This window comes from Streptosporangium sp. LJ11 (assembly GCF_051918945.1).
Classification (GTDB): Bacteria; Actinomycetota; Actinomycetes; order Streptosporangiales; family Streptosporangiaceae; genus Streptosporangium.
Genome location: NZ_JBPXMB010000021.1, coordinates 99,868 through 123,810, shown reverse-complemented (window position 1 = coordinate 123,810; position 23,943 = coordinate 99,868). Strand labels below are relative to the sequence as shown.

The 23,943-nt window shown below is 70.9% G+C and carries 23 protein-coding genes; 12 read left to right on the top strand and 11 right to left on the bottom strand.

Going from position 1 to position 23,943, the window contains the following annotated elements:
- Positions 1–46: 46 nt before the first annotated feature.
- Positions 47–673, bottom strand: a complete 627-nt coding sequence (locus tag ACTOQ3_RS28910; protein ID WP_440086564.1) for a TetR/AcrR family transcriptional regulator — start codon at positions 671–673, stop codon at positions 47–49.
- Between the two features lie 41 nt (positions 674–714).
- Here ACTOQ3_RS28910 and ACTOQ3_RS28905 point away from each other — a divergent pair, with 41 nt between their 5' ends.
- On the top strand, positions 715–1,443 hold the full coding sequence (locus ACTOQ3_RS28905) for a hypothetical protein (protein ID WP_440086563.1): 729 nt from the start codon (positions 715–717) through the stop codon (positions 1,441–1,443).
- Between the two features lie 130 nt (positions 1,444–1,573).
- Here the strand turns inward: ACTOQ3_RS28905 and ACTOQ3_RS28900 are convergent, their stop codons facing one another.
- On the bottom strand, positions 1,574–2,200 hold the full coding sequence (locus ACTOQ3_RS28900; protein WP_440086562.1) for a TetR/AcrR family transcriptional regulator: 627 nt from the start codon (positions 2,198–2,200) through the stop codon (positions 1,574–1,576).
- A 53-nt stretch (positions 2,201–2,253) separates the two neighbouring features.
- Positions 2,254–2,910, bottom strand: coding sequence for a TetR/AcrR family transcriptional regulator (locus ACTOQ3_RS28895; protein WP_440086561.1), 657 nt, complete (start codon positions 2,908–2,910; stop codon positions 2,254–2,256).
- Between the two features lie 92 nt (positions 2,911–3,002).
- Between ACTOQ3_RS28895 and ACTOQ3_RS28890 the strand changes: the two genes are divergently transcribed.
- The gene (locus ACTOQ3_RS28890; RefSeq protein WP_440086560.1) at positions 3,003–3,374 is read left to right on the top strand and encodes a DoxX family protein; all 372 of its coding nucleotides are present in this window, start codon (positions 3,003–3,005) and stop codon (positions 3,372–3,374) included.
- A 204-nt stretch (positions 3,375–3,578) separates the two neighbouring features.
- Here the strand turns inward: ACTOQ3_RS28890 and ACTOQ3_RS28885 are convergent, their stop codons facing one another.
- Complete coding sequence (locus tag ACTOQ3_RS28885; RefSeq protein ID WP_440086559.1) at positions 3,579–4,652, bottom strand: hypothetical protein; 1,074 nt, start codon at positions 4,650–4,652, stop codon at positions 3,579–3,581.
- Positions 4,645–5,229 carry a hypothetical protein gene (locus ACTOQ3_RS28880; protein WP_440086558.1) on the bottom strand — a complete coding sequence of 195 codons (585 nt, stop codon included), beginning with the start codon at positions 5,227–5,229 and terminating at the stop codon, positions 4,645–4,647. The genes ACTOQ3_RS28885 and ACTOQ3_RS28880 overlap by 8 nt, the downstream gene beginning before the upstream one ends.
- 491 nt (positions 5,230–5,720) lie before the next feature.
- Between ACTOQ3_RS28880 and ACTOQ3_RS28875 the strand changes: the two genes are divergently transcribed.
- The gene (locus tag ACTOQ3_RS28875) at positions 5,721–6,302 is read left to right on the top strand and encodes a hypothetical protein (RefSeq protein WP_440086557.1); all 582 of its coding nucleotides are present in this window, start codon (positions 5,721–5,723) and stop codon (positions 6,300–6,302) included.
- 551 nt (positions 6,303–6,853) lie between these two features.
- Positions 6,854–7,822, top strand: coding sequence for a virginiamycin B lyase family protein (locus ACTOQ3_RS28870; protein WP_440086556.1), 969 nt, complete (start codon positions 6,854–6,856; stop codon positions 7,820–7,822).
- Positions 7,823–7,988: 166 nt separating this feature from the next.
- Here ACTOQ3_RS28870 and ACTOQ3_RS28865 read toward each other — a convergent pair whose 3' ends face one another.
- The 3 genes from ACTOQ3_RS28865 to ACTOQ3_RS28855 form a co-directional block, all read right to left on the bottom strand.
- Positions 7,989–8,654 (bottom strand): heme oxygenase (biliverdin-producing), encoded by a 666-nt coding sequence (locus ACTOQ3_RS28865; RefSeq protein WP_440086555.1) that lies wholly within the window; start codon positions 8,652–8,654, stop codon positions 7,989–7,991.
- A gap of 63 nt (positions 8,655–8,717) precedes the next feature.
- Positions 8,718–9,851 (bottom strand): acyltransferase family protein, encoded by a 1,134-nt coding sequence (locus ACTOQ3_RS28860; protein ID WP_440086554.1) that lies wholly within the window; start codon positions 9,849–9,851, stop codon positions 8,718–8,720.
- On the bottom strand, positions 9,844–10,584 hold the full coding sequence (locus ACTOQ3_RS28855) for an alpha/beta hydrolase (RefSeq protein WP_440086553.1): 741 nt from the start codon (positions 10,582–10,584) through the stop codon (positions 9,844–9,846). Before ACTOQ3_RS28855 ends, ACTOQ3_RS28860 begins: the two co-directional genes overlap by 8 nt.
- 220 nt (positions 10,585–10,804) lie before the next feature.
- Here ACTOQ3_RS28855 and ACTOQ3_RS28850 point away from each other — a divergent pair, with 220 nt between their 5' ends.
- Complete coding sequence (locus tag ACTOQ3_RS28850; protein WP_440086552.1) at positions 10,805–11,332, top strand: GNAT family N-acetyltransferase; 528 nt, start codon at positions 10,805–10,807, stop codon at positions 11,330–11,332.
- Positions 11,333–11,465: 133 nt separating this feature from the next.
- Here ACTOQ3_RS28850 and ACTOQ3_RS28845 read toward each other — a convergent pair whose 3' ends face one another.
- Positions 11,466–12,122, bottom strand: coding sequence for a response regulator (locus ACTOQ3_RS28845; RefSeq protein WP_440067077.1), 657 nt, complete (start codon positions 12,120–12,122; stop codon positions 11,466–11,468).
- A 49-nt stretch (positions 12,123–12,171) separates the two neighbouring features.
- Complete coding sequence (locus ACTOQ3_RS28840; protein ID WP_440086551.1) at positions 12,172–13,521, bottom strand: sensor histidine kinase; 1,350 nt, start codon at positions 13,519–13,521, stop codon at positions 12,172–12,174.
- 352 nt (positions 13,522–13,873) lie between these two features.
- On the opposite strand from ACTOQ3_RS28840, the gene ACTOQ3_RS28835 reads away from it, so the two are divergent.
- The 6 genes from ACTOQ3_RS28835 (at position 13,874) to ACTOQ3_RS28810 (ending at position 21,817) form a co-directional block, all read left to right on the top strand.
- Positions 13,874–14,677 (top strand): cellulose binding domain-containing protein, encoded by an 804-nt coding sequence (locus ACTOQ3_RS28835; protein ID WP_440086550.1) that lies wholly within the window; start codon positions 13,874–13,876, stop codon positions 14,675–14,677.
- Positions 14,678–14,950: 273 nt separating this feature from the next.
- Positions 14,951–17,320: an endopeptidase La gene (gene lon / locus ACTOQ3_RS28830; RefSeq protein ID WP_440086549.1), complete on the top strand. Its 2,370-nt coding sequence runs from the start codon at positions 14,951–14,953 to the stop codon at positions 17,318–17,320.
- A 341-nt stretch (positions 17,321–17,661) separates the two neighbouring features.
- On the top strand, positions 17,662–18,624 hold the full coding sequence (locus tag ACTOQ3_RS28825; protein WP_440086548.1) for a methionine ABC transporter ATP-binding protein: 963 nt from the start codon (positions 17,662–17,664) through the stop codon (positions 18,622–18,624).
- Positions 18,621–19,277: a methionine ABC transporter permease gene (locus ACTOQ3_RS28820; RefSeq protein ID WP_362683165.1), complete on the top strand. Its 657-nt coding sequence runs from the start codon at positions 18,621–18,623 to the stop codon at positions 19,275–19,277. Before ACTOQ3_RS28825 ends, ACTOQ3_RS28820 begins: the two co-directional genes overlap by 4 nt.
- Before the next feature lie 169 nt (positions 19,278–19,446).
- The gene (locus ACTOQ3_RS28815) at positions 19,447–20,043 is read left to right on the top strand and encodes a hypothetical protein (RefSeq protein ID WP_440086547.1); all 597 of its coding nucleotides are present in this window, start codon (positions 19,447–19,449) and stop codon (positions 20,041–20,043) included.
- A 226-nt stretch (positions 20,044–20,269) separates the two neighbouring features.
- The gene (locus ACTOQ3_RS28810) at positions 20,270–21,817 is read left to right on the top strand and encodes an acyl-CoA synthetase (protein ID WP_440086546.1); all 1,548 of its coding nucleotides are present in this window, start codon (positions 20,270–20,272) and stop codon (positions 21,815–21,817) included.
- Between the two features lie 130 nt (positions 21,818–21,947).
- Here the strand turns inward: ACTOQ3_RS28810 and ACTOQ3_RS28805 are convergent, their stop codons facing one another.
- Positions 21,948–22,418 carry a MarR family winged helix-turn-helix transcriptional regulator gene (locus ACTOQ3_RS28805; protein WP_440086545.1) on the bottom strand — a complete coding sequence of 157 codons (471 nt, stop codon included), beginning with the start codon at positions 22,416–22,418 and terminating at the stop codon, positions 21,948–21,950.
- A gap of 241 nt (positions 22,419–22,659) precedes the next feature.
- Here ACTOQ3_RS28805 and ACTOQ3_RS28800 point away from each other — a divergent pair, with 241 nt between their 5' ends.
- Complete coding sequence (locus ACTOQ3_RS28800; RefSeq protein ID WP_440086544.1) at positions 22,660–23,769, top strand: FAD-dependent oxidoreductase; 1,110 nt, start codon at positions 22,660–22,662, stop codon at positions 23,767–23,769.
- The last annotated feature ends 174 nt before the right edge of the window (positions 23,770–23,943 follow it).

Sequence of the window (23,943 nt, the reverse complement as noted above, 5' to 3'; positions counted from 1 at the left end):
GAGCGGATCCCCGCCCGGCTCCCCCCGGGCCGTCGCGGAGGGGATGTCAGCGCAGGAGTTCGCGGGCCAGTGCCTCGCTCCACCACCGTTCGACGCGGTCGGGTGACCAGCCGCGTTCGACGGTGAGCGTGGTGTAGACGTCGATGTTGCACAGGGCCGCGTAGACGTCGACGGCGGAGCGCACGTCCAGGCCGCGTCGCAGGACGCCGTCGGGCCAGGACGAGAACACCAGCTCACGGGTCTTGTCACCCTGTCCGCGGCCCTCGCGGTAGGCCGCCGCCAGCTCGGGCTCGGTACGGGCCGCCTCGCGGACCAGCGCGACGACGTCACCGGCGCGTTCGAACAGCCGCCGGTCGTAGGCGGCCATCGCCGCGAGCTGGCGCTCGGGATCCGCCGCCGAGGCCTCCAGCGCCTCCAGCATCCGCGGTACGTCGGCCGACAGGTCCGCCGCGTCCGCCAGCGCCCGGGTCAGCCCTGCCTTGTTCCCGTACGCCGCGTAGACCGTCGGCACCGAGACTCCCGCCTCGCGGGCGACCTCCCGCACGGTCGTCGCCGCCCACCCCTGGGACACGAACAGCCTGCGGGCGGCGCCGGCGATCTCCATCCGGGTCTCCCGTGCCTGCGTCGCCCGGCGCAACGAATCGTAGCGGCGCCGGTCCGGCTCTTCGCTCACCGGTTTCCCTCCAATGACTTTACGATGCTTATAATGAATATATGTTGCGTAAATCTCAGGGAGGAGCCGCCCTCGGCTTCTCCCGGATCACCGGCCTCGCCGCGCTCGGCTTCGCCGGCACGATCGTCCTCGCCAACGCGATAATGGTGCCCGCCGGCCTGCCGCTCACCGGTGCCGAGATCGGCGAGGTCGACGCGTTCTTCGGCACCCGGGGCGACGTCGTCGCCATCGCGTCCGCGCTCACTCCCGCCGCCTGGCTGCTGGCCACGCTGTTCGGCGCGGGTGCGGTCTCCGCGCTGCGGCGCTTCGAACGCGGCCGGGACGAAGCGTGGTCACTGCTCGGGTTCACCGGCCTGGCCCTGCAGAACGTCACCTTCGCCGCGGTCATCGCGATCCGCCTCGCGCTCACGTCGACGACCGCGCGGCGCAGTCCCGCGACCGGGGGACTGTGGGTGCTGCACGACGCGCTGTTCACCCTCAACGGCACCTTCCTGGCCCTCGCCCTGATCGGCCTGTCCGTCGCCGGCCTGCGCGCCGGTCTCATCCGGCCGTGGCACGGCACCGTGGGGCTGGTCTCGGCCGCGCTGCTGTTCGGCTCGGCCACCCTCACCCCGCTGGTCATCGACCACACCGGACCGCTCGGTCTTCTGGGCCTCGTCGGCTGGCTGATGTGGGTCGTCTGGATCATCGCGTACGGCGTCACCCTGATTCGCCTGAACCGGGATCGCGATCCCGCGGCGAGTGGTCCGAGCGCCGACCGGCTCGGATAGTGCCGCCATGCGGAGGCGTCCGGGCACGGGCCGCCCCACCGAAGAGGCGGGAGTCGCCGAAGGGCCCGGTGCCCGGAGAGCCCGGACGGCCGGAGACGCCGGTACGCGTGCGGTTCGAGGGGGCCGGGGCTCAGGCCGGAGCTCGGATTTCGTCCGGGACGCCCTGGAAGCCCAGGCCGCGGAGCACGAAACCCGAGACGATCTTCTCGGCCTCCTCGGGCGTCACCTCGCCGCCGAGCAGCGGGACCCGCTCGGCGCCGATGACGGCGAGGATGATCCGGGCGGCGGCGGCCACGTCGGGGGCCTGGAAGTCGCCCGATGACACGCCGCTGTCGATGATGCCCGTCAGGATGCGCTGCATCGGCTCGACGTGGTCGGCCAGGCGCTGGTAGGCGTCGGGGCCCAGCGCCGCCGACAGGTCGGCGGGACCGGGATGGGGGTGGGCGAGCAGCCCGTCGAACTGGAGCCTGACGAAGACCCGCAGCCGCTCGGCGGGCGAGGCCCGGCCGGGCAGTTCCCGCTCGTAGCTGTCGATGAAGTAGTGCGTCACCCGCTCGGTGAAGGCGAGCAGCAGCGCCGCCTTGTCCGGGAAGTAGTTGTACAGGACGGTGCGGGTGATCTCGGCTTCGTTCGCCACGTCGGTCATGGAGATGGCGTCGATGCCCTGGTCCCGGGAGAGACGCGAGACCGCCCGCAGGATGCGATCCTGGGTCTGGACGCGGTGCTCGCCGATGGTCGCGGCCGAAATCCGGGGCATGGCCCCATGGTCGCACAGCACCGGCACCTCGTCAGGCGGAGCCCGGGGCGGGGTCAGCGATGCGGGCGGGCCGTGAGCATCGCGTTGTGCATGTCCTCGGCGCTGGGAGCCGGGGGGAGCGGCGGGGCGGCCCGGCCGGCGCGGCCGGTACGGCACGCGTCGAGGATCAGGCCGACCAGCCGCCGCCACGCCTCCGGGGCGGCGCAGCGCGTGGAGCCGAGCACCCCGGCGTTGGCCATCATGATCAACATCAGGTCCTGGCCGGTGAAGTCGGCGCGCAGCGTCCCGGAGCGACGGGCCCGCTCGATCACCCGGTCGATCGCCGCCAGCGCCCGTGCCCGCTGCGACTCCAGCGCCGCCCCGGAGAAGCAGGAGGTGAGGCCTTCGGTCACCCCCTGGTCGGCGGCCTGCATGCCGCAGATGTGCTCGACCAGCCCGGCGAACCCCTCCCACGGGTCGCCGGCGAGCTCCGCCGCCTCGGCGGCCTCGACGAACTCGGCCATGCGGTCGGCCAGGATCGCCTCGATGAGCGCCTCGCGGTCGGGGAAGCGCCGGTAGAGGGTGGCGATGTTCACCTCCGCGCGGCGGGCGATCTCCTCCAGGGGCACGTCGAGCCCTCCCTCACGGAACGCGACCCGCGCCGCCGCCACGATCCGCTCCCGGTTGATCTCGGCGTCCCTGCGCAATCCCCGCCCTTTGCCCGCGTCCATGAACCGATTCTACAAAGTGAAGGCCTTCCTGCGGTTATGCTACGGTGACCCAAAGCGAAGGGTTACCTTCACTTATTCTCTCGGAGTACACCATGAACATCGCCCTTTGGGTCGTGCAGGGCCTGCTCGCCCTGGCCTTCCTCTTCGCCGGTCTCACCAAGGCCACCAAGTCCCGTGCGGACCTGTCGGGCCAGATGCCGTGGGTGGAGGACTTCTCGGACGGGCAGGTCAGGATCATCGGGATCCTCGAAGTGCTGGCGGGGGTCGGCCTCATCCTGCCCGCCGTCACCGGCATCCTGCCCGTCCTGACCCCGATCGCCGCCGCGGCCCTGGTGATCACGATGATCGGCGCCCTCGTCGTGCACCTCCGGCGCAAGGAGTACCCGGGGATCGTGGTCAACGTGGTGCTTCTCGTGCTGGCCGCCTTCGTGGCCTGGGGCCGCTTCGGTCCCTACTCCTTCTGAGAGGCGGGCTCCGGAGTCCCGGCTCGAGGCTTCCCGGGCTGGGAGCCGCCGTGCTCGGTGGCGTAAGCGGAAGCAGCCGTGGTTCGCGGCATGCAGGCCCTTCACCCGGGTCCGTGCGATCAAGTGCAACGTAGCTCCGGATGGTTGTCGTGGTGCGTGTCGATCGAACGGGTACAGCGCCGGGGCTGTCCCGCCGGGGTGCCGTCAGGTGAGGCCACCGCGGAGACGATCGGCGCTCGGAATCCGCCGGCGCGCGCGGAAACGACGAAAACCGATGAGGAGGAGTGCCGCGGCGACGAGGGCGACCGATCCGGCGAGCGTGAGGATCAGCGTCAGCGGGGAGTCCATCGAGGCCGCCAGGCCCCACGTTCCGGGCTTGGCGGGGAAGGTGAGCGTTCCGGTCGCCGTGTGCCCGACGCGTCCGCTGTGGAGGGTGAGGCGGAACGTCCACGGCCCGTCCGGGAGGTCGTCGCCCAGCAGCACGGTGACCTCTCCACGGTCGCCGGGCGCCAGGGTCGTGTCGCGGTCGGTGGGGAAGGGACCGGCCCTCAGGGAACTCGGCCCTTCCGACAGCGACAACCGTCCATCGAGGTCGAGGGCGCGCTGTCCGGTGTTGGCGACGGCCGCGACGATCTTCGGTCGGCCGTCGTCGGTTCGCTGGGGGACTATCTCGCCGATCCGGAAGTCCGAGGGCGGCTCCCCGCCCGGGCCGACGTCGAGATAGGCGCGGATCCCGACGCGATTGACCAGTGCGATGTTCCGCTCCGGGCCCGGTTCGGGAGAGGTCACCTCTGCCCAGATGACGGCGTACCGCTCCGCCTGAGTCGCCCATGGCGGCACGGTGACGGTGGCCTTGACCGGCACCCTGCCGTGCGCCGGCAGGTTCACCGTGGCGTGGTTGAGTGTGATCCACGAGCTCAGCTCGTTGGCGGCCCGGCCCGGGGCGAAGGTGAAGCGGCCGCCCTTGATGCCGGCGGCGGCCGCGTACAACTTCACGTGCTGGGGTTCGGGTGAGGTGCTGTAGACCTCCAGGCGGCGGGTGAAGGTGGTGCCGGGGTTGACATGGTCGACGATGAAGAAGTGCGAGCGCGGGTCGTCCATCCGGTTGGCGGGAATCTCCAGCAGCCTGATGCCGAGGACGGGCTCGCCGGTCGGACGCCCCCGATCCCGGCCCACGTCCGCGGTCGCGGGAGCGCCGATCATCGCGTGCGACAGGAGGGCGAGCAGCGTCGCGCAGACGAGCCGGTGGCGCGGCCGCCGCAGCGGTGGGCTAGGCAACGGAGTGGTTCACCGTGCCGGTGTAGGTGCCGATCACGGCTTGCGCGGGGATGTTGATGACGATGGTCGGGTTCCAGGTGGCGGAGTTGTTGCCGGAGCCGGTCGTTTTGCTGAAGGCGGTGCGCGACACGTCCAGCGACTGCGCGGCCGCCGCGTTGGCCTGGCCGGGGACGAAGTTGCCGGTACCGGTGGTGGCGGTCCCGGGGCCGGACCAGTACCGGGCGTCGCCGGCGGGGATGGTCTCGGGGGCGGTTTCGTTGCCGGTGGTGAAACCCGTCGGCGCGGCGATCACCGACGCCACCCAGGTGGCGTCGAGCGCGGCGCGACTGTCGGACACCGTGACCGCGCCGAGCGGCCCGCTGATCTGGTCGCCCGGCGCGCCGCCTCCGACGCTGACCGGGCCGTTGGGCACGGTGATCGCCAGCCCGCCCGCCGCGGTCACGGTGAAGGTCACCGTGGTGGGGCAGGTGGTCGAGGGGGGGCAGGTGCCGGCTCGGGTGGGCAGGGCCACCATCACCGTGGCCGCCACCACGCCGGCGGCGCCTGCCAGAGGGATGCCCAGACGGCTTTTCGACACTGGTGATCTCCTTCGTCGCGCGACCGTCCCACCCGGGCCGTTCCTAGGTGATCACATACTGCTCAACGTTCAGCCGCCGGATGACCGGACGAGAGGACATCTGGAAACTTTTGGCGATCATATGATCACTTCCGGTGATCTCCGGGCCGGTGATCCGCCTGACGGGGTGCGGCGGGGGTCGAATACGCGCGAGCCGTTCCGGTGCGGCGGCCGGGCGCCCGGGGCGGGCGCAACCCGTCCGGCAGCCCTTTTCGACCGCGTCCGCCTCGCGACGCACCCTGGATGCTCTCCGGCCGCGACCCCGGTGGGCGTGTCCATTTGCCCCGTTACGGGCGTTCGCACCACTGCCTTTGCGCCGGATTTGCCGTCCACGGACGGAGCCGGCCGGCCTGGCCCGAACGGGATGATCTAGGCTGCTACCGGTTTTTCCGCGCACCACCGACATGGATGCGCCCCACGCATCGCCCGCGAGACACGTGAGAGGGATCGCCATGAGGAAGACCCGTGCGGACGACTTCGCCGCACCGGCGCCCCTGTCGCTGGCGGCGTCGCTCCCCCTGCTGCTCGCCCTCGGCGCGTCGGCGCCCGCGGCTGCGGCCTCGGTTCCGGCCACCGGAATCGCGGCGGTCGCGATGGTCGCGATGCGCGCCGATCCACTGGCGATCAGCCTGCCCGACTCGGCGAACCTCGGCGCCGGCGGCACGGGCGGCAACTACAGCGCCTCGCTGGGCACGGTGACCGTGGCCGACTCCCGGGTGGGTATTCCCCCGTGGACGGCGACCGTGTCGGCCACTGATCTCACCCTCGCCGGATCACCGGCCCAGACCATTTCCAAGGCCAACATCGCCTACTGGTCCGGCCCGCCCGTCGCCTCCTCCGGTGGCGGCAGCCGCGTCCCCGGCCAGGCCAGCGCGGCCGACAAGGTTCCCCTGACCACGCAGATGATCGCGTTCCGGGGGCGCAAGGGGACGTTCCCCACCTCCACGAGCTGGCAGCCGACGCTCGTCATCACCGTCCCGGCCTCCGCCACCGCGGGTATCTACACCGGCGTCATCACCCACTCGGTCGCCTGAGCCCCGGCCTTTCCGCCGCCGCCCGCGAGAGTCGTCCCCTTCCATGTGTTCTGGCGTTCCACCAGGAACGTCTCCCCTCCACATGTCCTCGGCGTGGCGGGGCCGAGGTCGCCGCCCGCGAAATCCGGCGGACCCCTGGGCGGCTCCGCGAGGAGTTGGCACTTTCATGACCAGCCACGAACGCAGGTGATCGAAGGCGGCCCGCGATCGCGGGAGATAGTGGGATCGCCGGGACCGGACAGCGGTGACGAACGCCGCCCGGATCGGGTCTTTGACGACATTCACGCCGATTCCCGCTCATGGCGGCTCGACGCCGCGGCTTCGACCGCTCGAATACGTCCAACGGCCGACCGGCGTTCCTTTTCGGTCTCCTGTCCTGTGGAAGGGATGTCATGCGTCATCGCTCTCGACGCCTGGGGTATTCGCTCGTGGCCATGGCCCTGGCCCTGGCGGTAAGCGTCCCCGCGTCGGTGTCCGCCTCCGCCGCCCCGCCGGATCGTCCGCAACACCCCCCACGCCCGTGGGTCACGCTCTGTCTCAAGCTCAAGCTGATGCCGCAGCACCGGCGGATCCGCTGCCACTTCCCGCCCGCACCCCGCCTCGCCTCGCGGGCCCGGCTCGCGGCGGAGAACCGCCAGGCACCGGCGATCAGTGAACTGTCGGTACCGACGAGCCCGGCGTCTCCCATCGGGATCACGTCCGGGCCGGACGGCGCGCTGTGGTTCACCGAGAACTACGGCAACAAGATCGGGCGTCTCGCCACCACGGGCACCTTCATCGAATACACCCTCCCCACCAGCGGCTCCGAGCCGGGGCACATCACCGTCGGCCCGGACGGCGCGCTGTGGTTCACCGAGGCGGTGGGCAACAAGATCGGGCGGATCACCACCAGCGGGACGATCACCGAATACTCCCTGCCCACCGCGAACGCCTATCCGTGGGGCATCACCGTCGGCCCGGACAACAACCTGTGGTTCGTCGAGACGGAGGCCAACCAGATCGGGAAGATCACCACCAGCGGGACGATCACCGAGTACCCCATACCCACCTCGAGCTCCTATCCCACGCGCATCACCGCCGGCCCGGACGGCAACCTGTGGTTCACCGAGTCGCTGGCGGGCAACATCGGGAAGATCACCACCAGCGGGACGATCACCGAGTTCACCGTCCCGTCCTCCGGCGCGATGCCCGTCGGGATCACCGCCGGCCCGGACGGCAACCTGTGGTACACCGACGGCAACGGCAAGGTCAGCAACCTCACCACCACCGGCACCTTCACCGAGTACTCGCTCACCGATCCCAACAGCTTCGCGTGGGGCATCACCGTCGGCTCGGACAACAATCTGTGGTTCACCGAGCAGAGCGCCAACAACGTCGCCAGCGTCACCACCTCCGGAACGATCAACGAGTACCCGCTGCCGACCAGCGTCTCCGGTCCCTTCGACATCACGCTCGGACCCGACAACAACCTCTGGCTCACCGAGAACTACGTCGACAACGTCGCCCTCGTGGCGATCTGACCGCACCGGTCGACGGAAACCGAGATCCACCAGCGACGATCAACACCTCACATCCGCAGCCGCCCCGGTCCGAACCTCCGGACCGGGGCGGCGCCGTCCGGAAAGCTGCCTCCACCAGCCCCCGCGCGGGCTGACCACGACAGATACCGGGCGGAGAACGACGACATCAAGCGCGCGAAGGCGCCGCGAACACGGACCGGGCCACCCGGCCGAGCTCGCCCAGGACCTCGGTGTTGAGCAGGTACGCGAGCCTGGTCTCGCGGATCAGCCGTCCCTTCTCGGCCTCGTTCAGGGGAAGCGCGTCCAGCCGGGCCCGGTACTCGTTCTTGAAGCGGGGCAGGCTGCCGATCCCGTCGAAGAGGTAGAAGTCGACGCCGCCGCCCGGCCGGTAGCCGTAGATCTTCTGCAGCTCCATCCGGATGAACTGCCCGCCGGACAGGTCGCCCATGTAACGGGTGTAGTGGTGGGCGATGTAACCGCCCGGCCAGGTGGCCACCTGGTTGATGCGGGCCACCAGGGTCAGGGTCGGCTTGGAGGGCTCGATCCTGGACCTCCAGCCGGACCCGTAGATCGTCTCCAGGTCGCGGACCAGCGCCTCCTCCCGGTAGAGCTCGGGAATGACGAACGGCGCCGCGACGGGATCGGCGGCCAGTGAGCGGGAGGCGCTCTCCAGGGCCACGTAGGCGAAGTAGTGCTGGGCGACCATCTCGCCGTAGGCCTCGGGGCTGAGGTCGCCCGCCATCAGCGCCTTGAGGTAGCTCTCGTCCTCGGCGGACTCGTGATCACCCCAGGTGGCGTTCCTGAGGACTTCGGAGAAGGGCGATTCGCTCATGATCACTCCGCGACGAGGAAACCTTTTATTATGACGCAGTGTCACAAAAGCCGCGGCACCCCGTCAAGCAGATGACGACACCTTGTCGTTAAATCGTCTGCGCGTTGATCGGGGAAGCCAGACGAGCGCCAGAACGGCCGCGAACACCGGGAACCAGCCCAGCCGGTGCGACAACCAGACCGGTTCGTCGGGCACCGCCAGCAGGCCGGGCACGTCGCCGAAGCGCAGAGCGGCGACGGCGAGCACGACCACCGCGCTCTGGTGCCACAGGAAGAGCGTCATCGCCGACAGGTTGGCCAGCGCGACCACCGCCCACAGCCGGGGACGCCGCATCATCCGGGCCAGCGGCGCGCGGACGAGCAGCGCCAGCCCCACCTGGGCGAGGCCGAAGCAGACCACGGCCAGGCTGGGCGGGCTGAGGTTGGAGACCGCGTCCCCGGTCACGCCCACCATGCTCGCCGGATACCCGGCCCCGCCGACCAGCAGCGCCGCCCCGGCCGCCCCGCCGGCCAGCAGGCCCGCCGCCACCCGGCGCGAGCCGAGCAGCCCACCCGCCCAGGCGATCCCCAGCGCGTACGGCACCAGCCATCCGGCCGCCAGGTTCGCCCACCCGGTCCAGGCGGGGGCGCCGAGCCCGAACCTGGCCAGGTCCACCCCGAGCACGACGACGAACGCCACGGCGGCCGTGATGCCCGGGTGCGCGCGCAGGAGGAGGGGAGTGGCCGCGGTCAGCGCGGCGAAGACGGCCAGGAACCACAGCGGCCCGATCGCCGGGACCACCATCGCCCTGATCGTTCCCGCCGAGGTCCCGCGCAGCGCCATCCCCGCCGCGATCCCCGCCCAGACCAGGACCAGCGGCACCGCCGGCCCCAGCAGCCTCCCCACCCTGGCCCGCACCCAGATTCCGGCCCGGTACGCGCCGCCACCGGCCTCCCGGCGTGAACCGCGAGCCGCCGCGTAGCCGCCGACGAAGAAGAACACCGCCAGCGTCTGGAACACCCAGGACAGCGGCGTGAACCCCGGCAGGTGGGCGAGCGGGCTGGACAGGTGAACCGCCCCCGCCGCGCCCGGTGCCCACGCCGTCACCAGCCAGTGCCCCAGCACCACGCCCACGATCGCCAGCGCCCGCAGCGCGTCGACCCCCCGGTCCCTGCCTTCGGGGGTGGCCGCCTCGATCCCGGCCGCGAGACTAGCCACGGGACACCTCGCCGCCACGGCCGAGCGCGATCAGGGTCAGGTTGCGCAGGGACTCGCCGCCCGGTCGGAGATACTCGCTGTGCCCGGCGGAGCCGGTACCGAACAGGCGGGCGCCGAAGGCCGGGGCGGCGGGATCGGGACCGAAGCCGAGCGGCCCGATCCTGAGCTTGGGCACCTCGCGCATCCAGTCGCGGGCGCCGCTGCCCGCCCACAACCGGGTGCCGCCCAGCTCGGCGGCCGACGAGACGCCCAGCCCCGGGCTGCCGAACACGGCCGTGTCCGCGACCCCGGAACCGGGCACGGCCCCGGCGCACACCACCGAGCCGTAACTGTGACACAGCAGGCTGACCCGTTTCCCCCTGAGCGCCCCGGTGACGTACCGTCGCAACTCCACCGCACCCCGTTCCGCGGCCTCCCCGGTCATCACACCGAGGCTGAGCGTCGCCGGGCTGTCGTAGCCGAGCCAGGCGACCACCGCCAGCCTAGCTCCCGGATCCAGTGTCCGCGCCTCGGCCAGCAGCGCCCGTGCCCCGCCCCCCGGCGTGCTGTACGGCCTGGCCCTGCCGCCGTCGAAGGTGGCGGCCGTGGTGTCGGAGCCGGGGACGACGACCGCGACGTGCTCGGCCGTGCCGAGGTCGCCGTAGACCCGCACCACCCGGTCGCCCGCGGGCGGCGGGACCGTCACGTAGGCGAGCGCCGCGGCGACGGCCACGGCGAGCGAGCGGCGGAACATGGGAGCCTCCTGTCCGGTCTGAAGAACCGAACAGAACGCTAGGAATCACGGCCTGTAACCCGCGTCACCCCGAGGTGGCCACCTTCCCCGTCCCCCTCGGGAGCGAGGGGGGTGATCCGCGCCGCTTCCGGGCCCTTTCCGGGCCGGGGCGGGGCTGTCCCCGGGCCGATCCCGGGCCGCGGGACGCCGCCGTCGACGGGCCCGGCGATAAACTCGGCGGATGGAGACGGAGCGGTTGGTCATGCGCAGGTGGCGGGATGACGACCGGGAGCCGTTCGCCGCACTGAACGCCGACCCCGAGGTGATGGAGCACTTCCCGGCCCCGCTGACCAGGTCGCAGAGCGACGCCATGGTCGACAGGATCGAGCGGGCCTTCGACGAGCACGGCTACGGGCTCTGGGCGCTGGAGGTCGGGCAGACGGGCCGGTTCATCGGTTTCACCGGGCTGGCGTGGCAGCGGTTCGAGGCGCCCTTCACCCCCGTCCTGGAGGTCGGCTGGCGGCTGGCCCGGCACACCTGGGGGCACGGGTACGCCGCCGAGGCGGCCAGGCGGGCCGTCGCCGAGGGCTTCGCGGTGGCCGGGGTGGACGAGATCGTCTCCATGACGGCCGTGCGCAACGCGCGTTCGCGCGCGGTGATGGAGCGGCTGGGCATGACCCGCGACCCGGCCCGCGACTTCGACCATCCGGCGGTGCCCGAAGGTCACCCGCTGCGCCCCCACGTCCTGTACCGGCTCGGGCGACCGTAGCGGCGAGCGCCTCAGGGGGCAGGACGTCGGCGGTTTCGCTCGAAAGCCCGCGGAGACGGCGACACCAGGGGATCCGCGACCTTCCTTTGATCCCGCCGGTGTCCCGGCCCGGGCCACGGGCCACCTCCGAGGTTCACTCTCCCGGCCGGACCAGGCCCGTCTCGTAGGCGTGGACGATCGCCTGGGCGCGGTCGCGCAGGTTCAGCTTCGCGAGGATCCGGCCGACGTGGGTCTTGACGGTCTGCTCCGACAGCACGAGCTCCTCGGCGATCTCCTGGTTGGACCTGCCCCGCGCGATGAGGGTGAGCACCTCCGTCTCGCGCTCGGTGATGTCGTCCAGCCGCCCGCGCGGGCGGCTCGGGCCGATGCGGGCGAACTCCGCGATCAGCCGCCTGGTCACCGAGGGGGCCAGCAGCGCCTCCCCGGCCGCCACCACCCGGACCGCCTCGGCCAGTTGCTGCGCCGAGGCGTCCTTGAGCAGGAACCCGCTCGCCCCGGCCCGCAGCGCCTCGTAGACGTAGTCGTCGAGGTCGAACGTCGTCAGGATCAGGATCCTCGGCGCGGGATCGACGGACCTCATGATCTCCCGTGTCGCCGCGAGGCCGTCCATCACCGGCATCCGCACGTCCATCAGCACCACGTCGGGCCGCAGCTCGGCCACCCGCGCCACGGCCTCGGCGCCGTTGGCGGCCTCGCCGACGACCTCGATGTCGGGCTGCGAGCTCAGGAACACCGTGAAACCGGTCCGTACCATGCCCTGGTCGTCGGCGATGAGCACCCGGGTCGTCATCGAATCTCCTCGAGCGTGGAGCCCCCGGAGCGCGCGCCGGGGGAGGGGGTCATGCGTCCTCGCTGATCGGCAGTATGGCGGTTACCGCGAAGCCCGTCCCGGTCGGACCGACCCAGAGCCTCCCGCCGAGCACGGACACCCGTTCCCTCATCCCGATCAGGCCGTGTCCCATGTGTCCCCGCTCATCGGGGGACTCGGGGGACTCGGGGGACTCGGAGGGCTCGGGGGAGCGGTGCCCGGCGCTGTTCGTCACCTGGACGTGCAGCTCGGCGCCGTACCGGGCGACCTTCAGCGAGACGGTGGAACCGGGGGCGTGCCGCATGGCGTTGCTGAGCGACTCCTGGGCGATCCGGTAGGCGGACAGGCTCACCGCCGTGGGGAGCCGGGCCAGGTCACCGACGAGTTTGAGCGTCACGACGAGCCCGGCGGAGCGCGCGGTGTCGGCGAGCTCCTCCAGGCGGCCGAGGCCCGGCTGCGGCGCGGTGTCGGCGTGCCCGTCCCCCTCCCGGAGGACGCCCAGCACGCGGCGCATCTCGGTCATGGCCGCGAGGGAGAGCGCGCGGATCTCCTTCAGTCCCTCCTCGAGGCGCCGCGCGTCCCCGGACGCCTGCAGCGGGACGGCCTCGGCCTGGATGGCGATCACCGACATGTGGTGGGCGACGACGTCGTGGAGCTCCCTGGCGATCCTGGCCCGCTCCTCCAGCGCGGCCTGGGCCGCGAGGGCCCGCTCGCTGCGCCGTTCCTCCTGGGCCAGCAGCCCGGCGGCCAGCCGCCGGGCGCGCACGTTGTAGCCGAACAGGACGGTCACCGAGACCGTGCCGACGACGAGGGCCGTCGAGTTGGGGTGGATCATCCAGGCGGCGAGGAACGAGACGATCCACACGCCCACGGTGATGTGCCGCTCGCAGCGGACCGCGACCGCGTAGACCACGAGTACGTACATGATCGAGGCGGCCGCGGTGTAGGGGACCTCGTGGAGGAACTGCCGCGATACGACCGTCCCCAGGGGAACGAGCAGGAAGGCCGACCGCCAGGCGGCCAGCGGCCACCGGTCGCGCAGCGCGAGCGGCAGGGAGAAGGCCAGGGCCGCGAACATGAGCCCCTGCTGGTCGAGGGGGGAACGCGCCGCGGCCGCCTCGGTCTCGAGGTAGGACAGGCCGCCGCCGAACAGGACGAAGGTCAGTGCCAGGTCGCCCAGCAGGACCAGGTCGATCGTCCGGAACGGCAGCAGCCCCAGGGCGCGCGGCACGCGGCGGGTGAGGCGGCGTGATCGGGGACGGGCCGGGTCGGGGGCCCCGGTCACCAGCGCCTCGGTGAGCGGGCGGGCCAGCCGTACGGCGGGTTCCCACGCCCGCCGCGTATGTCGTGCGAGGAACCGCCGCGCGGGGCTGGGGATCACCCGGATCAGCGTAGGCGGCTCGGCCGTGGCCCGCATCCCACCAGGGGGTGACCTCCGATATGCGACCGGGGAGGGAACCCGTGCCGTCCGGTGGGCTCGGGCCGTGCCCGGACCGGGTCGCCGGCCGCCTCACACGCCGGGTCGCCTTCCGGGCGGAGTCGCGAAGAGAGCGGGGACGGCCACGCCCTCGCTCTCTTCCAGATGATTCCCCGTGCGCCCGCCTTCGCTGAACGTTTCATCGGCCGGCACCGTCCACCAGGGTCATCCGGCCATGGTGGTGGCGCGACGTTGACCGGTTCCGTCCCGAGTGTGATTTTCCTTGGAAGGGCCGATCACTGAAGGGGGCACATCGATGCGGGTAACGACATGGCTGGCCGGTTGGGTCGGCGGAGGAGTGGTGGCCGCCGCTCTCGTCTTCCTGCCGGCCGGAAACGCAACGGCCGCACCGTCACCGGTGCCCTCTCCGTCCCCCGCCCTCCCGTGCCGTACGGCGCCGCAGACTCCGGCGCCCTCCAGCACCCCGCCGACCGCGCCGGGAACGCCGACGGTCGTGAACGTCACGCTCACCATGGTGCGCCTGAGCTGGACCGCCTCCACCGATCCGCACGGCATCGCCTGCTACTACGTGTACGAGAACAAGAACGGCACGGCCGTCCGGCTGGCCACCCTCCAGCCCGCGGTCACCGAGACGACGATCTTCTTTCCGTTCCCCCCGCGCGGCGTCGCGTCGGAGGTCCACCACGTGTACGTCGTGGCCGTCGACTCGAAGGGTGAGGTGAGCCCCCCGTCCGGAACGACGGCCGTCACGATCTACAACGACCTCCCCCCGGAGCCCGGCACCTGCGAGGTGAAGTACAGCTCCTGGACGTGGGGCAACGGGATGAACACGAACATCAGGATCTCCAACAACGGCTCCACACCCCTCGTCAACTGGCGGCTCACGTTCGCCTTCGCCGACTCCGGACAGCGGGTGACCTCGGGCTGGGCGGCCGCCTGGTCGCAGACCGAGAGCGCGGTGACGGCCGCGAGCCCGCCCTGGAACAAGGACCTCGCTCCCGGGCAGTCCCTGGTCATCGGCTTCCAGGGCACCCACACGGGCGCCAACCCCACCCCGGCCCTCTTCCGGGTCAACGGGATCCCGTGCGACCAGGCGTGAGGAAGGGGACCGGCCCGATGACATCCCCGCGCTGAACGGTCAGAGCCTGTCCGACGGCGGAACCGGAGGTCCGGACCGGGTGAAGGCGCACCCCCGCGGGGGTGCGCCTTCACCCGGTCCGGACCTGAAACATGTGCCCACCTGGGGTTCGCCCGGCCACCCGGGCAATGCTGATTACACGATTACGATCGCTCACAGCGAACTCGCTCAACCTCGGGAACATTCTCAGGCTCCCATTAATTGAGTGTGTATAACTCAACCCTTGGAGTTCACATGAGTGAGAGCTTGATCCTCCCGGTCCTGCCGCTCGACGACGAGGTCGTGCTGCCGGGCATGGTGGTCCCGCTTGACCTGTCGGAGACCGAAGTCCGGGCCGCGATCGACGCGGCACAGGCTCTCGCTGACAACAAGCCGGAGGTCCTTCTCGTTCCCCGGATCGACGGCAGATACGGCTCGGTGGGCGTGAGGGCGATCGTCGAGCAGGTGGGCAGGCTCCCCGGAGGCGAGCCCGCGGCCGTGGTGCGCGGTGTCGACCGGGTCCGCGTGGGCACCGGCACGACCGGCCCCGGCGCGGCCCTGTGGGTGCAGGCCACCCGCATTCCCGCCGTCGCGGCGGGTGAGCGCGCCCACGAGCTCGCCAAGGAGTACAAGGCGCTGGCCACCACGATCCTGCAGAAGCGGGGCGCGTGGCAGGTCGTCGACGCGGTCAACCAGATGGACGACCCCTCGATCCTCGCCGACAACTCCGGTTACGCCCCCTGGCTGAGCACCCCGCGCAAGGCCGAGATCCTCCAGACCGCCGACCCGGCCGACCGCTTGGAGAAGCTGGTCGAGTGGTCCCGCGAGCACCTGGCCGAGCTCGACGTGGCCGAGACGATCCGCAAGGACGTCCAGGAGGGCATGGAGAAGCAGCAGCGAGAGTTCCTGCTCCGCCAGCAGCTCGCCGCGGTCCGCAAGGAGCTCGCCGAGCTGAACGGCGACACCTCCTCCTCCGAGGAGGAGGACTACCGCTCCCGCGTCGAGGCCGCCGACCTGCCCGAGAAGGTGCGCGAGGCCGCGCTCAAGGAGGTCGACAAGCTGGAGCGGACCTCCGACCAGTCTCCCGAGACCGGCTGGATCCGCACCTGGCTCGACACCGTCCTCGACATCCCGTGGAACGAGCGGACCGAGGACTCGTACGACATCGCCGCGGCCCGCGCCGTCCTCGACGCCGACCACACCGGCCTCGACGACGTCAAGGACCGCATCATCGAGTACCTGGCCGTCCGCGGGCGCAGGGCCGAGAAGGGCCTCGGCGTGGTCGGCGGGCGCCGCAGCGGCGCGGTGCTGGCGCTGGCCGGTCCCCCTGGAGTCGGCAAGACCTCCCTCGGCGAGTCCGTGGCCCGCGCCATGGGCCGCAAGTTCGTCCGCGTCGCCCTCGGCGGCGTGCGCGACGAGGCCGAGATCCGCGGCCACCGGCGCACCTACGTCGGCGCCCAGTCCGGCCGGATCGTCCGGGCCATCCGCGAGGCCGGCTCGATGAACCCGGTCGTGCTGCTCGACGAGGTCGACAAGGTCGGCTCCGACTACCGGGGCGACCCGACGGCCGCGCTGCTCGAGGTGCTCGACCCGGCGCAGAACCACACCTTCCGCGACCACTACCTGGAGGTGGAGCTCGACCTCAGCGACGTGCTCTTCCTGGCGACCGCCAACGTGCTGGAGGCCATCCCCGGCCCGCTGCTGGACCGCATGGAGATCGTGACGCTCGACGGCTACACCGAGGACGAGAAGGTCGCCATCGCCCGCGACCACCTGCTCCCGCGCCAGCTCGACAAGGCCGGTCTCACCGCGGAGGACGTCACCGTCGGCGAGGACGCGCTGCGCAAGCTCGCCGGCGAGTACACCAGGGAGGCCGGGGTCCGGTCCCTGGAGCGCTCGATCGCCAGGATCATGCGCAAGGTGACGGCCAACGTCGCGCTCGGCGAGAGCGAGCTGCCCGTGACGGTGGAGGACCTGGTCCCCTACCTGGGCCGCCCGCGTAACGTGCCGGAGTCCTCGCTTCCCGAGTCCAGCCAGCGTACGGCGGTGCCCGGCGTGGCCACCGGCCTGGCGGTCACCGGGGCGGGCGGTGACGTCCTCTACGTGGAGGCGTCCCTGGCCGATCCCGAGACCGGCGACACCGGCCTGACCCTGACCGGCCAGCTCGGCGACGTCATGAAGGAGTCGGCTCGGATCGCGCTCTCCTACCTGCGCTCGCGGGGCGCGGAGCTGGAGCTGCCGGTCGGTTCCCTCAAGGACCGCTCGGTGCACGTCCACTTCCCGGCCGGAGCCGTTCCCAAGGACGGCCCGTCCGCGGGCGTCACCCTGATCACGGCCCTGGCCTCGCTGCTCTCCGGCCGTCAGGTCCGCGCCGACGTGGCTATGACCGGCGAGGTCTCCCTCACCGGCCGGGTGCTCCCGATCGGCGGGGTCAAGCAGAAGCTGCTGGCCGCCCACCGGGCGGGCATCACGACCGTGCTGATCCCGGCGCGCAACGAGCCCGACCTGGACGACGTCCCGCAGGCCGTCCGCGACGAGCTCACCGTGCACACGGTGAGCGACGTGCGCGAGGTCCTGGAGATCGCGCTCACCCCGGCCAAGGTGGCCCAGCACACCGCCGCCTGACCCGTGTTCCCCGCGACGGCCCGCCCTCTCCCCGGAGAGGCCGGGCCGTCGCCGTTCTCGTACGGAACGGGCTTAACGAATATAAATGGACGAATCATCAAGTCCAGGCCCAGCGGGCCGGGCGCAGGCTGTCCGAGGCGGGGGAGGTGTGGATGCTCCTGGAGCGGGTCGACGCCGACGGGCTCAACACCCGCACCGTACCGGTGATGACCAGGCGTCGCCGGGATCGACCGGGTACGGCCACGGGGGGTCCCGCCGGAGACGGACGTTCGTGACCGGTGATCGGTTTCACATAACATGTCGGGAATGAGGGCAAAGCAAGGGCACGTTGGGGACCAGCTGTGATCGATGTTTCGGGCCTGCGGAAGGTCTATCAGGATCGGGGCCGAGAGGTGGTCGCCGTCGACGGCGTGGATCTCCACGTCCGCGAGGGTGAGATATTCGGCGTGCTCGGGCAGAGCGGCGCCGGCAAGAGCACCCTGCTGCGCTGCGTGAACCTGCTGGAGCGACCCACCTCCGGCACCGTCTCGGTGGCGGGCCAGGAGCTGACCTCCCTGCGCGAGGGCGACCTGCGCAGGGCCCGGCAGCGGATCGGGATGATCCACCAGCACTTCGCACTGCTCTCCTCCCGCACGGTCGCCGGGAACGTCGCCTTCCCGCTGGAGGTCATGGGGATGGCCAAGGCCGAGCGCGTCAGGCGTACGGCCGAGCTGCTGGAGCTGGTCGGACTGGCCGACAAGGCCGGGGCACACCCCGCGCAGCTGTCGGGCGGGCAGAAGCAGCGGGTCGGCATCGCCCGCGCGCTGGCCGGAAGCCCCCCGGTACTGCTCTCGGACGAGGCCACCTCGGCGCTCGACCCCGGTACCACGCAGTCGATCCTGGCCCTGCTCAAGCGCCTCAACCGCGAGCTCGGCCTGACGATCCTGCTGATCACCCACGAGATGCACGTCGTCAAGTCGATCTGCGACTCGGTCGCCGTCATGCGGGACGGCCTGGTCGAGGAGTCGGGGACCATCCCCGAACTGATCTCCAGGCCCGGCTCCAGGCTCGCCGCGGAGCTGTTCCCCCTGCCGGAGCCGGAGCCGGGCCAGGTCACGATCACCTTCACCGGGCAGGCCGACGAGCCGGTGGTGTCGCAGGTGGTCCGCAAGTTCGACGTGGACGTCAACATCCTCGGCGGAGCCCTGGAGGAGGTGGCGGGCGTCTCGACCGGACGGTTGCGCCTGCTCGTCACCGGTGACGAGCGCGCCGCCGCGCTCACCTACCTGGCCGAACGCGGCCTGCTCGTCGAGGAGGCCCGATGACCTGGGAAGAGATGTTCCCGCTGCTGATGGAGTCGACCGGCCAGACCGTCCAGATGGTCCTGTGGTCGACCCTGTTCACGGTGATCCTCGGCCTCCCGCTCGGGGTGGCCCTGGTCGCCACCGACCGGGGCGGGCTGTTCCCCTCGCCCGCGCTCAACCGGGTGCTCGGGCTGGTCGTCAACATCGGCCGCTCGCTGCCCTTCATCGTGCTGATGATCGCGATTCTCCCGCTGACCAGGCTGATCGTCGGCACGACCATCGGCACCATCGCCTCGGTGGTCCCGCTGACGCTCGGCGCGGCGCCGTTCTTCGCCCGGCTGGTGGAGACCGCGCTGCGCGAGGTCGGCAGGGACAAGGTGCAGGCGGCCCAGGCCATGGGGGCCGGGCGCGTGACCATCGTCGGCAAGGTCCTGCTGCCCGAGGCGATGCCCGGCCTGGTCGCGGGGCTCACGGTGACCGTGGTCGCGCTGATCTCGTACTCGGCGATGGCCGGGGCGATCGGCGGGGGAGGACTCGGGGACCTGGCGATCCGCTACGGCTACCAGCGCTTCGAGACCACGCTCATGATCGTCACCGTGGTGGTGCTGGTCGCCGTCGTGCAGATCGTGCAGACCCTGGGCGACACCGTCGCCCGCCGTCTCGCGCGTAACTGACCGGATTGTCACATTGATCATTTAATTCTATTTCATGATCTATCCGGTAAGCAATCTGATTTGATCATTGGCGTGGCCTGGTGTTTCAAGTGACGTGAAAGTCAGGGGCAATCGGCGCATCGTACAACATGTGTGTCAGAATCCTCACTCCCGAGAGGAACCCCTCGAAATGCGATTCGCCAGCCGAATCCTGTTGGGCGCCGGTATGGCCGCCCTGCTCGCCACGGGCGCCCCGGCGATGGCCAACGCCGAGACCGCGACCCCCGTCCAGACCGCCACCGCCGCGACCCCCTACTTCGTCGACTCCTGGGGACCGTACTACTCCGGTGACGAGAAGGCGGAGGCCGAAGGCAAGGTCGCCGTGGAGAAGAAGTCACAGAAGCACTGGTACTGGAAGAAGTATTCCAAGATCGTCAAGAAGTGCTACTGGCACAAGGGTGAAAAGAAGTGCAAGTGGGTGAAGCAGTGGTTCAAGAAGCGCGCGTGGAAGTGGGAGCACGAATACCACTACACCGTCGGTAGCAAGCTCACCAACCACAAGTGGTGGAGCAAGCCCAAGCACTTCTGTGCGTGGGAGACCTTCAAGGTCGTGGGCTTCGACGGCTCGTCCACCTTCAAGAGCTTCAAGAACTGCTCCAAGAAGCCCGCCTTCTACTCCTTCTCCGGCACGGACGCCGAGCACATCTACGTCAAGGTGAGCCGGGGCAACCACGGCCACCCCAACGGCTACCAGAGTGGCTGGGAGCACGTCTACAGCCACGCCTGATCCGCACGGCCGAGGCTCCCCGGAACACGGCCGCGCTGCGCACGGCCCGAGCTCCCAGGAGTACGACCACGCTGATCCACCCGGCCGGGACCCTCCCGGGTACGGCCACCTCCGATCCACCCGGCCAGGACTCTCCCGAGGCCTGAGCACCCCCTGGGCCGCGACCTCACGCGAGGTCGCGGCCCAGCCGCGTGCGGGCACTTCTCACCGAACTTCTCACCGAGTAATGTTCGGTTTCATGCACCCGGGAGCGATCGCAGCAGTCTCGCCCGACAAACCCGCTGTGATCATGGCGGGCTCCGGACGGGTCGTCACCTACCGCGAGCTGGACGAGGAGTCCAACCGCCTCGCCCACCTCTTCCGCGCCGCCGGGCTGCGACCGGGTGACCACATCGCCTTCATGCTGGAGAACCACCCGCTGTTCCTGGCGGTCGCGTGGGCCGCGCACCGCTCCGGCCTGTACTACACCGCGATCAGCCCGCGGCTGAAGACCGACGAGCTCGCCTACATCGTCGACAACTGCGAGGCCCGGATCTTCATCTCCTCGGCCGCCCTCGCGGACGTGGCCGTCTCCATCGCGGACCGTACCCCGGGCGTCGGGCTCAGGCTCATGCTGGACGGCGTGGCCCCGGGCTTCGACTCGTACGAGAAGGCCGTCGCGGCCCACCCCGCCACCCCGGTCGAGGACGAGTGCCAGGGCGTGGACATGCTCTACTCCTCGGGTACCACCGGACGGCCCAAGGGTGTCGAGCCCACCCTCTCCCAGGCCCCGCTGGACACGCCCGGGCCGCTGCTGCAGCTCATCCAGTTCCTGTTCGCGCCCTCCGCCGACAGCGTCTACCTCTCCCCGGCGCCGCTGTACCACGCCGCTCCGCTGCGCTACTGCATGACCTTCCAGCGCCTGGGCGCCACGCTCGTCGTGATGGAGAGGTTCGACCCCGAGCAGGCGCTCGCGCTCATCGAGAAGTACCGCGTCACCCACTCACAGTGGGTGCCGACCATGTTCATCAAGATGCTCAAGCTGCCCGAGGAGACCCGCGCGCGTTACGACCTGTCGTCGCTGACCTGCGCGATCCACGCCGCCGCCCCCTGCCCCGTCCCCATCAAGGAACGGATGATCGACTGGTGGGGCCCGATCGTCCACGAGTACTACGCGGGGACCGAGGGCAACGGCTTCCTGTACGCCGGCTCCCAGGACTGGCTCGGTCACAAGGGCACGGTCGGCCGCCCGCTGCTCGGCGTCGTCCACATCTGCGACGAGGACGGCAACGAGCTGCCGCCGCGCGAGCACGGCACCGTCTACTTCTCCGACGGCCCCCAGTTCGTCTACCACGGCGACGAGGACAAGACGCGGGCCTCGCGCGACCCCCGGGGCCGGGGCTGGACCACCCTCGGCGACATCGGCTATCTCGACGAGGAGGGCTTCCTCTACCTCACCGACCGCCGCTCCTACATGATCATTTCTGGCGGGGTCAACGTCTACCCGCAGGAGGCCGAGAACGTCCTGTCCGTCCATCCGAAGGTGGCGGACGTGGCCGTCTTCGGCATTCCCGACGAGGAGATGGGCGAGCAGGTCAAGGCCGTCGTCCAGCCGCTCTCCATGGACCTGGCGGGCCCGGGGCTGGAAGCCGAGCTGATCGAGTACTGCCGGTCCCAGCTCGCGCTCTACAAGTGTCCCCGGTCGGTCGACTTCCGCGAGGAACTGCCCAGGCACCCCACGGGAAAGCTCTACAAGCGCCTCCTGCGCGACGAGTACTGGCCCGCCGGCTCCTGAGCCGTCCAGCGGTGGTGCCCGCGTCCACCTGATCGGCGGGATCGCCGCGACGGGAGAGGGTCGCGTACGGTGACGGGCCGGCCCGCGAGGAACCGGGGCCGCCGGCGGCGGTCGCCGGGAACCCGGGCGGTCATTCCTCGGCGCAGGCCTGTTTCTCTTCCTCGGCCGAGGTGTTGATGCGGCTGAGGAGCCCGTAGAGCTGGGCGATCTCCTCCTCGTCGAGGCCGGAGCACAGCTCTCGCTCCAGCGCCGTGAGCGCCTCCTGCACCTTGGTGAGCGCGTCCGCTCCCGCGGCGGTCATCTCCACGATGTGGCGGCGCCGGTCGGCGGGATCGCGGCGGCGCTCGGCGAGCCCGTCACGTTCCAGATCGTTGAGGATCGCCACCAGCACGCTGGGGTCGACCGCCAGCGCCTCGATGAGGGCCTGCTGGCCCATGGGGCCGCTCTCCTCGAGGTTCATCAGCGTGACGGCGTGCCTGGGGGTCAGGCCGGTCACGCCGAGTGCGTGACGCATGCGGATGTTCGTGACGGTGCCGTGGCGGGCCAGAAGCATGCCGAGACGGTCCACGGCCCTCGGCGCACGGATGTCCTCGACTCCCATGCCCGTACCGTAACACGGACCGAATGATCGGTGAACCTAAATAGTTGACGCCCTTCAACGATATGTTAGTGTCAACGACATGCCGGGCGCCGCATCGGCACGTACGGCCTGGTCAGACCCGTTTTCGACGTTCCGGCCGACGTGTCCACCGCGAGGCGGCCGGATCCAGCCGACGGCCGTCCGGGCTCCGCCCGCGCCGGACCAACGTGATTCCGAACCAGAAAGAGATCGGGAACCTGTGATGAGCGATATCGCACCCGCATGGCAGCCCACCGTCGTCGTGGTCGGCGGAGGCTACGGAGGCGTCCGCGTCGCCAAGGCGCTCGACGACGTGGCCGACGTCGTGCTCGTCGACCCCAAGGACGCCTTCGTGCACAACGTCGCCGCGCTGCGGGCCCTGGTGGACCCGGCCTGGCTGCCGCGCATCTACTTCCCGTACGACACCCTGCTCACCCGGGGCCGGGTGGTCCGCGACCGGGCCGTCAGCGTCGACTCCAAGCGCGTCGTCCTCGGGTCCGGCGAGGAGATCGCCGCCGACTACATCGTGCTCGCGACCGGCTCCTCCTACCCGTTCCCCGGCAAGAGCGACGCCGTCGAGACCGAGGCCGCGCACGAGCACTACCGGACCTCGCACCGGGCCCTCGCCGCGGCCGACGGGGTGCTGCTGCTGGGCGCGGGCCCGGTGGGACTGGAGCTCGCCGGAGAGATCAGGGCCGTCTGGCCCGACAAGCGCATCACCGTCGCCGACATCGGCGACGACATCCTCCCCGGCCCGTACAAGCCCGAGCTGCGGGTCGAGCTCCGCCGCCAGCTGGACGAGCTCGGCATCGAGCTGCTGCTGGGCAGCCCGCTGCGCGAGGCGCCGGCGACCGAGCCCGGCACCGCCGCGCCCTTCACCGTGACGACCGAGGCGGGCACGGAGGTCACCGCCGACATCTGGTACCGCTGCCACGGCGTCAGGCCCCTCACCGGCTACCTCGCCGACGACCTGGCCCCCGCCCTCACGGCGAGGCATCTCGTCGAGGTGACCCCCGAGCTGCGGCTGGTCGGGCAGGACAGCGTCTTCGCGCTCGGCGACATCACCACCCTGGGCCCGCCGATGGCGGCGCACGCGGGAATGCAGGCCGAGGTCGTCGCCGCGAACATCCGCGCCCTGATCACCGGCGAGGGAGAGGTGGGGGCCTACGAGCCGATGCCGCCCGTCATCGTGGTGCCGCTCGGCCCCGAGCGCGGCTCGGGCCAGCTCCCCGGCCAGGACGGCGTCCTCGACGGCCCCGCCGTCGCGCAGATCAAGGGTGGCGGCCTGCTGATCGAGAACCAGGCGGAGGTCTTCGGGGTCGGTGAGAAGTAGCCGCGAAGTGTTCGCCCGGTGATTTCGAATGATCGGGACCCTCGCTGAGCACGGCGGATAAAGCCGTTGTCAGAGGATCCCGATCACCGCGATCAGGCTCTTAACCAGGTCTTATACGCGGTCGGGCATTGTTTTCAGTAGCCGGTGACCACCGGCCTCCGCCCGTTCGATCGG

Bases quoted from the DNA above. Each gene is read 5' to 3' on its own strand.
- ACTOQ3_RS28905 (WP_440086563.1), top strand. From the start codon at position 715: ATGTTGCGTAAATCTCAGGGAGGAGCCGCCCTCGGCTTCTCCCGGATC.
- ACTOQ3_RS28900 (WP_440086562.1), bottom strand. From the start codon at position 2,200: ATGCCCCGGATTTCGGCCGCGACCATCGGCGAGCACCGCGTCCAGACC.
- ACTOQ3_RS28895 (WP_440086561.1), bottom strand. From the start codon at position 2,910: ATGGACGCGGGCAAAGGGCGGGGATTGCGCAGGGACGCCGAGATCAAC.
- ACTOQ3_RS28890 (WP_440086560.1), top strand. From the start codon at position 3,003: ATGAACATCGCCCTTTGGGTCGTGCAGGGCCTGCTCGCCCTGGCCTTC.
- ACTOQ3_RS28875 (WP_440086557.1), top strand. From the start codon at position 5,721: ATGAGGAAGACCCGTGCGGACGACTTCGCCGCACCGGCGCCCCTGTCG.
- ACTOQ3_RS28870 (WP_440086556.1), top strand. From the start codon at position 6,854: ATGCCGCAGCACCGGCGGATCCGCTGCCACTTCCCGCCCGCACCCCGC.
- ACTOQ3_RS28865 (WP_440086555.1), bottom strand. From the start codon at position 8,654: ATGAGCGAATCGCCCTTCTCCGAAGTCCTCAGGAACGCCACCTGGGGT.
- ACTOQ3_RS28855 (WP_440086553.1), bottom strand. From the start codon at position 10,584: ATGTTCCGCCGCTCGCTCGCCGTGGCCGTCGCCGCGGCGCTCGCCTAC.
- ACTOQ3_RS28850 (WP_440086552.1), top strand. From the start codon at position 10,805: ATGGAGACGGAGCGGTTGGTCATGCGCAGGTGGCGGGATGACGACCGG.
- ACTOQ3_RS28845 (WP_440067077.1), bottom strand. From the start codon at position 12,122: ATGACGACCCGGGTGCTCATCGCCGACGACCAGGGCATGGTACGGACC.
- ACTOQ3_RS28835 (WP_440086550.1), top strand. From the start codon at position 13,874: ATGCGGGTAACGACATGGCTGGCCGGTTGGGTCGGCGGAGGAGTGGTG.
- lon (WP_440086549.1), top strand. From the start codon at position 14,951: ATGAGTGAGAGCTTGATCCTCCCGGTCCTGCCGCTCGACGACGAGGTC.
- ACTOQ3_RS28820 (WP_362683165.1), top strand. From the start codon at position 18,621: ATGACCTGGGAAGAGATGTTCCCGCTGCTGATGGAGTCGACCGGCCAG.
- ACTOQ3_RS28815 (WP_440086547.1), top strand. From the start codon at position 19,447: ATGCGATTCGCCAGCCGAATCCTGTTGGGCGCCGGTATGGCCGCCCTG.
- ACTOQ3_RS28810 (WP_440086546.1), top strand. From the start codon at position 20,270: ATGTTCGGTTTCATGCACCCGGGAGCGATCGCAGCAGTCTCGCCCGAC.
- ACTOQ3_RS28805 (WP_440086545.1), bottom strand. From the start codon at position 22,418: ATGGGAGTCGAGGACATCCGTGCGCCGAGGGCCGTGGACCGTCTCGGC.
- ACTOQ3_RS28800 (WP_440086544.1), top strand. From the start codon at position 22,660: ATGAGCGATATCGCACCCGCATGGCAGCCCACCGTCGTCGTGGTCGGC.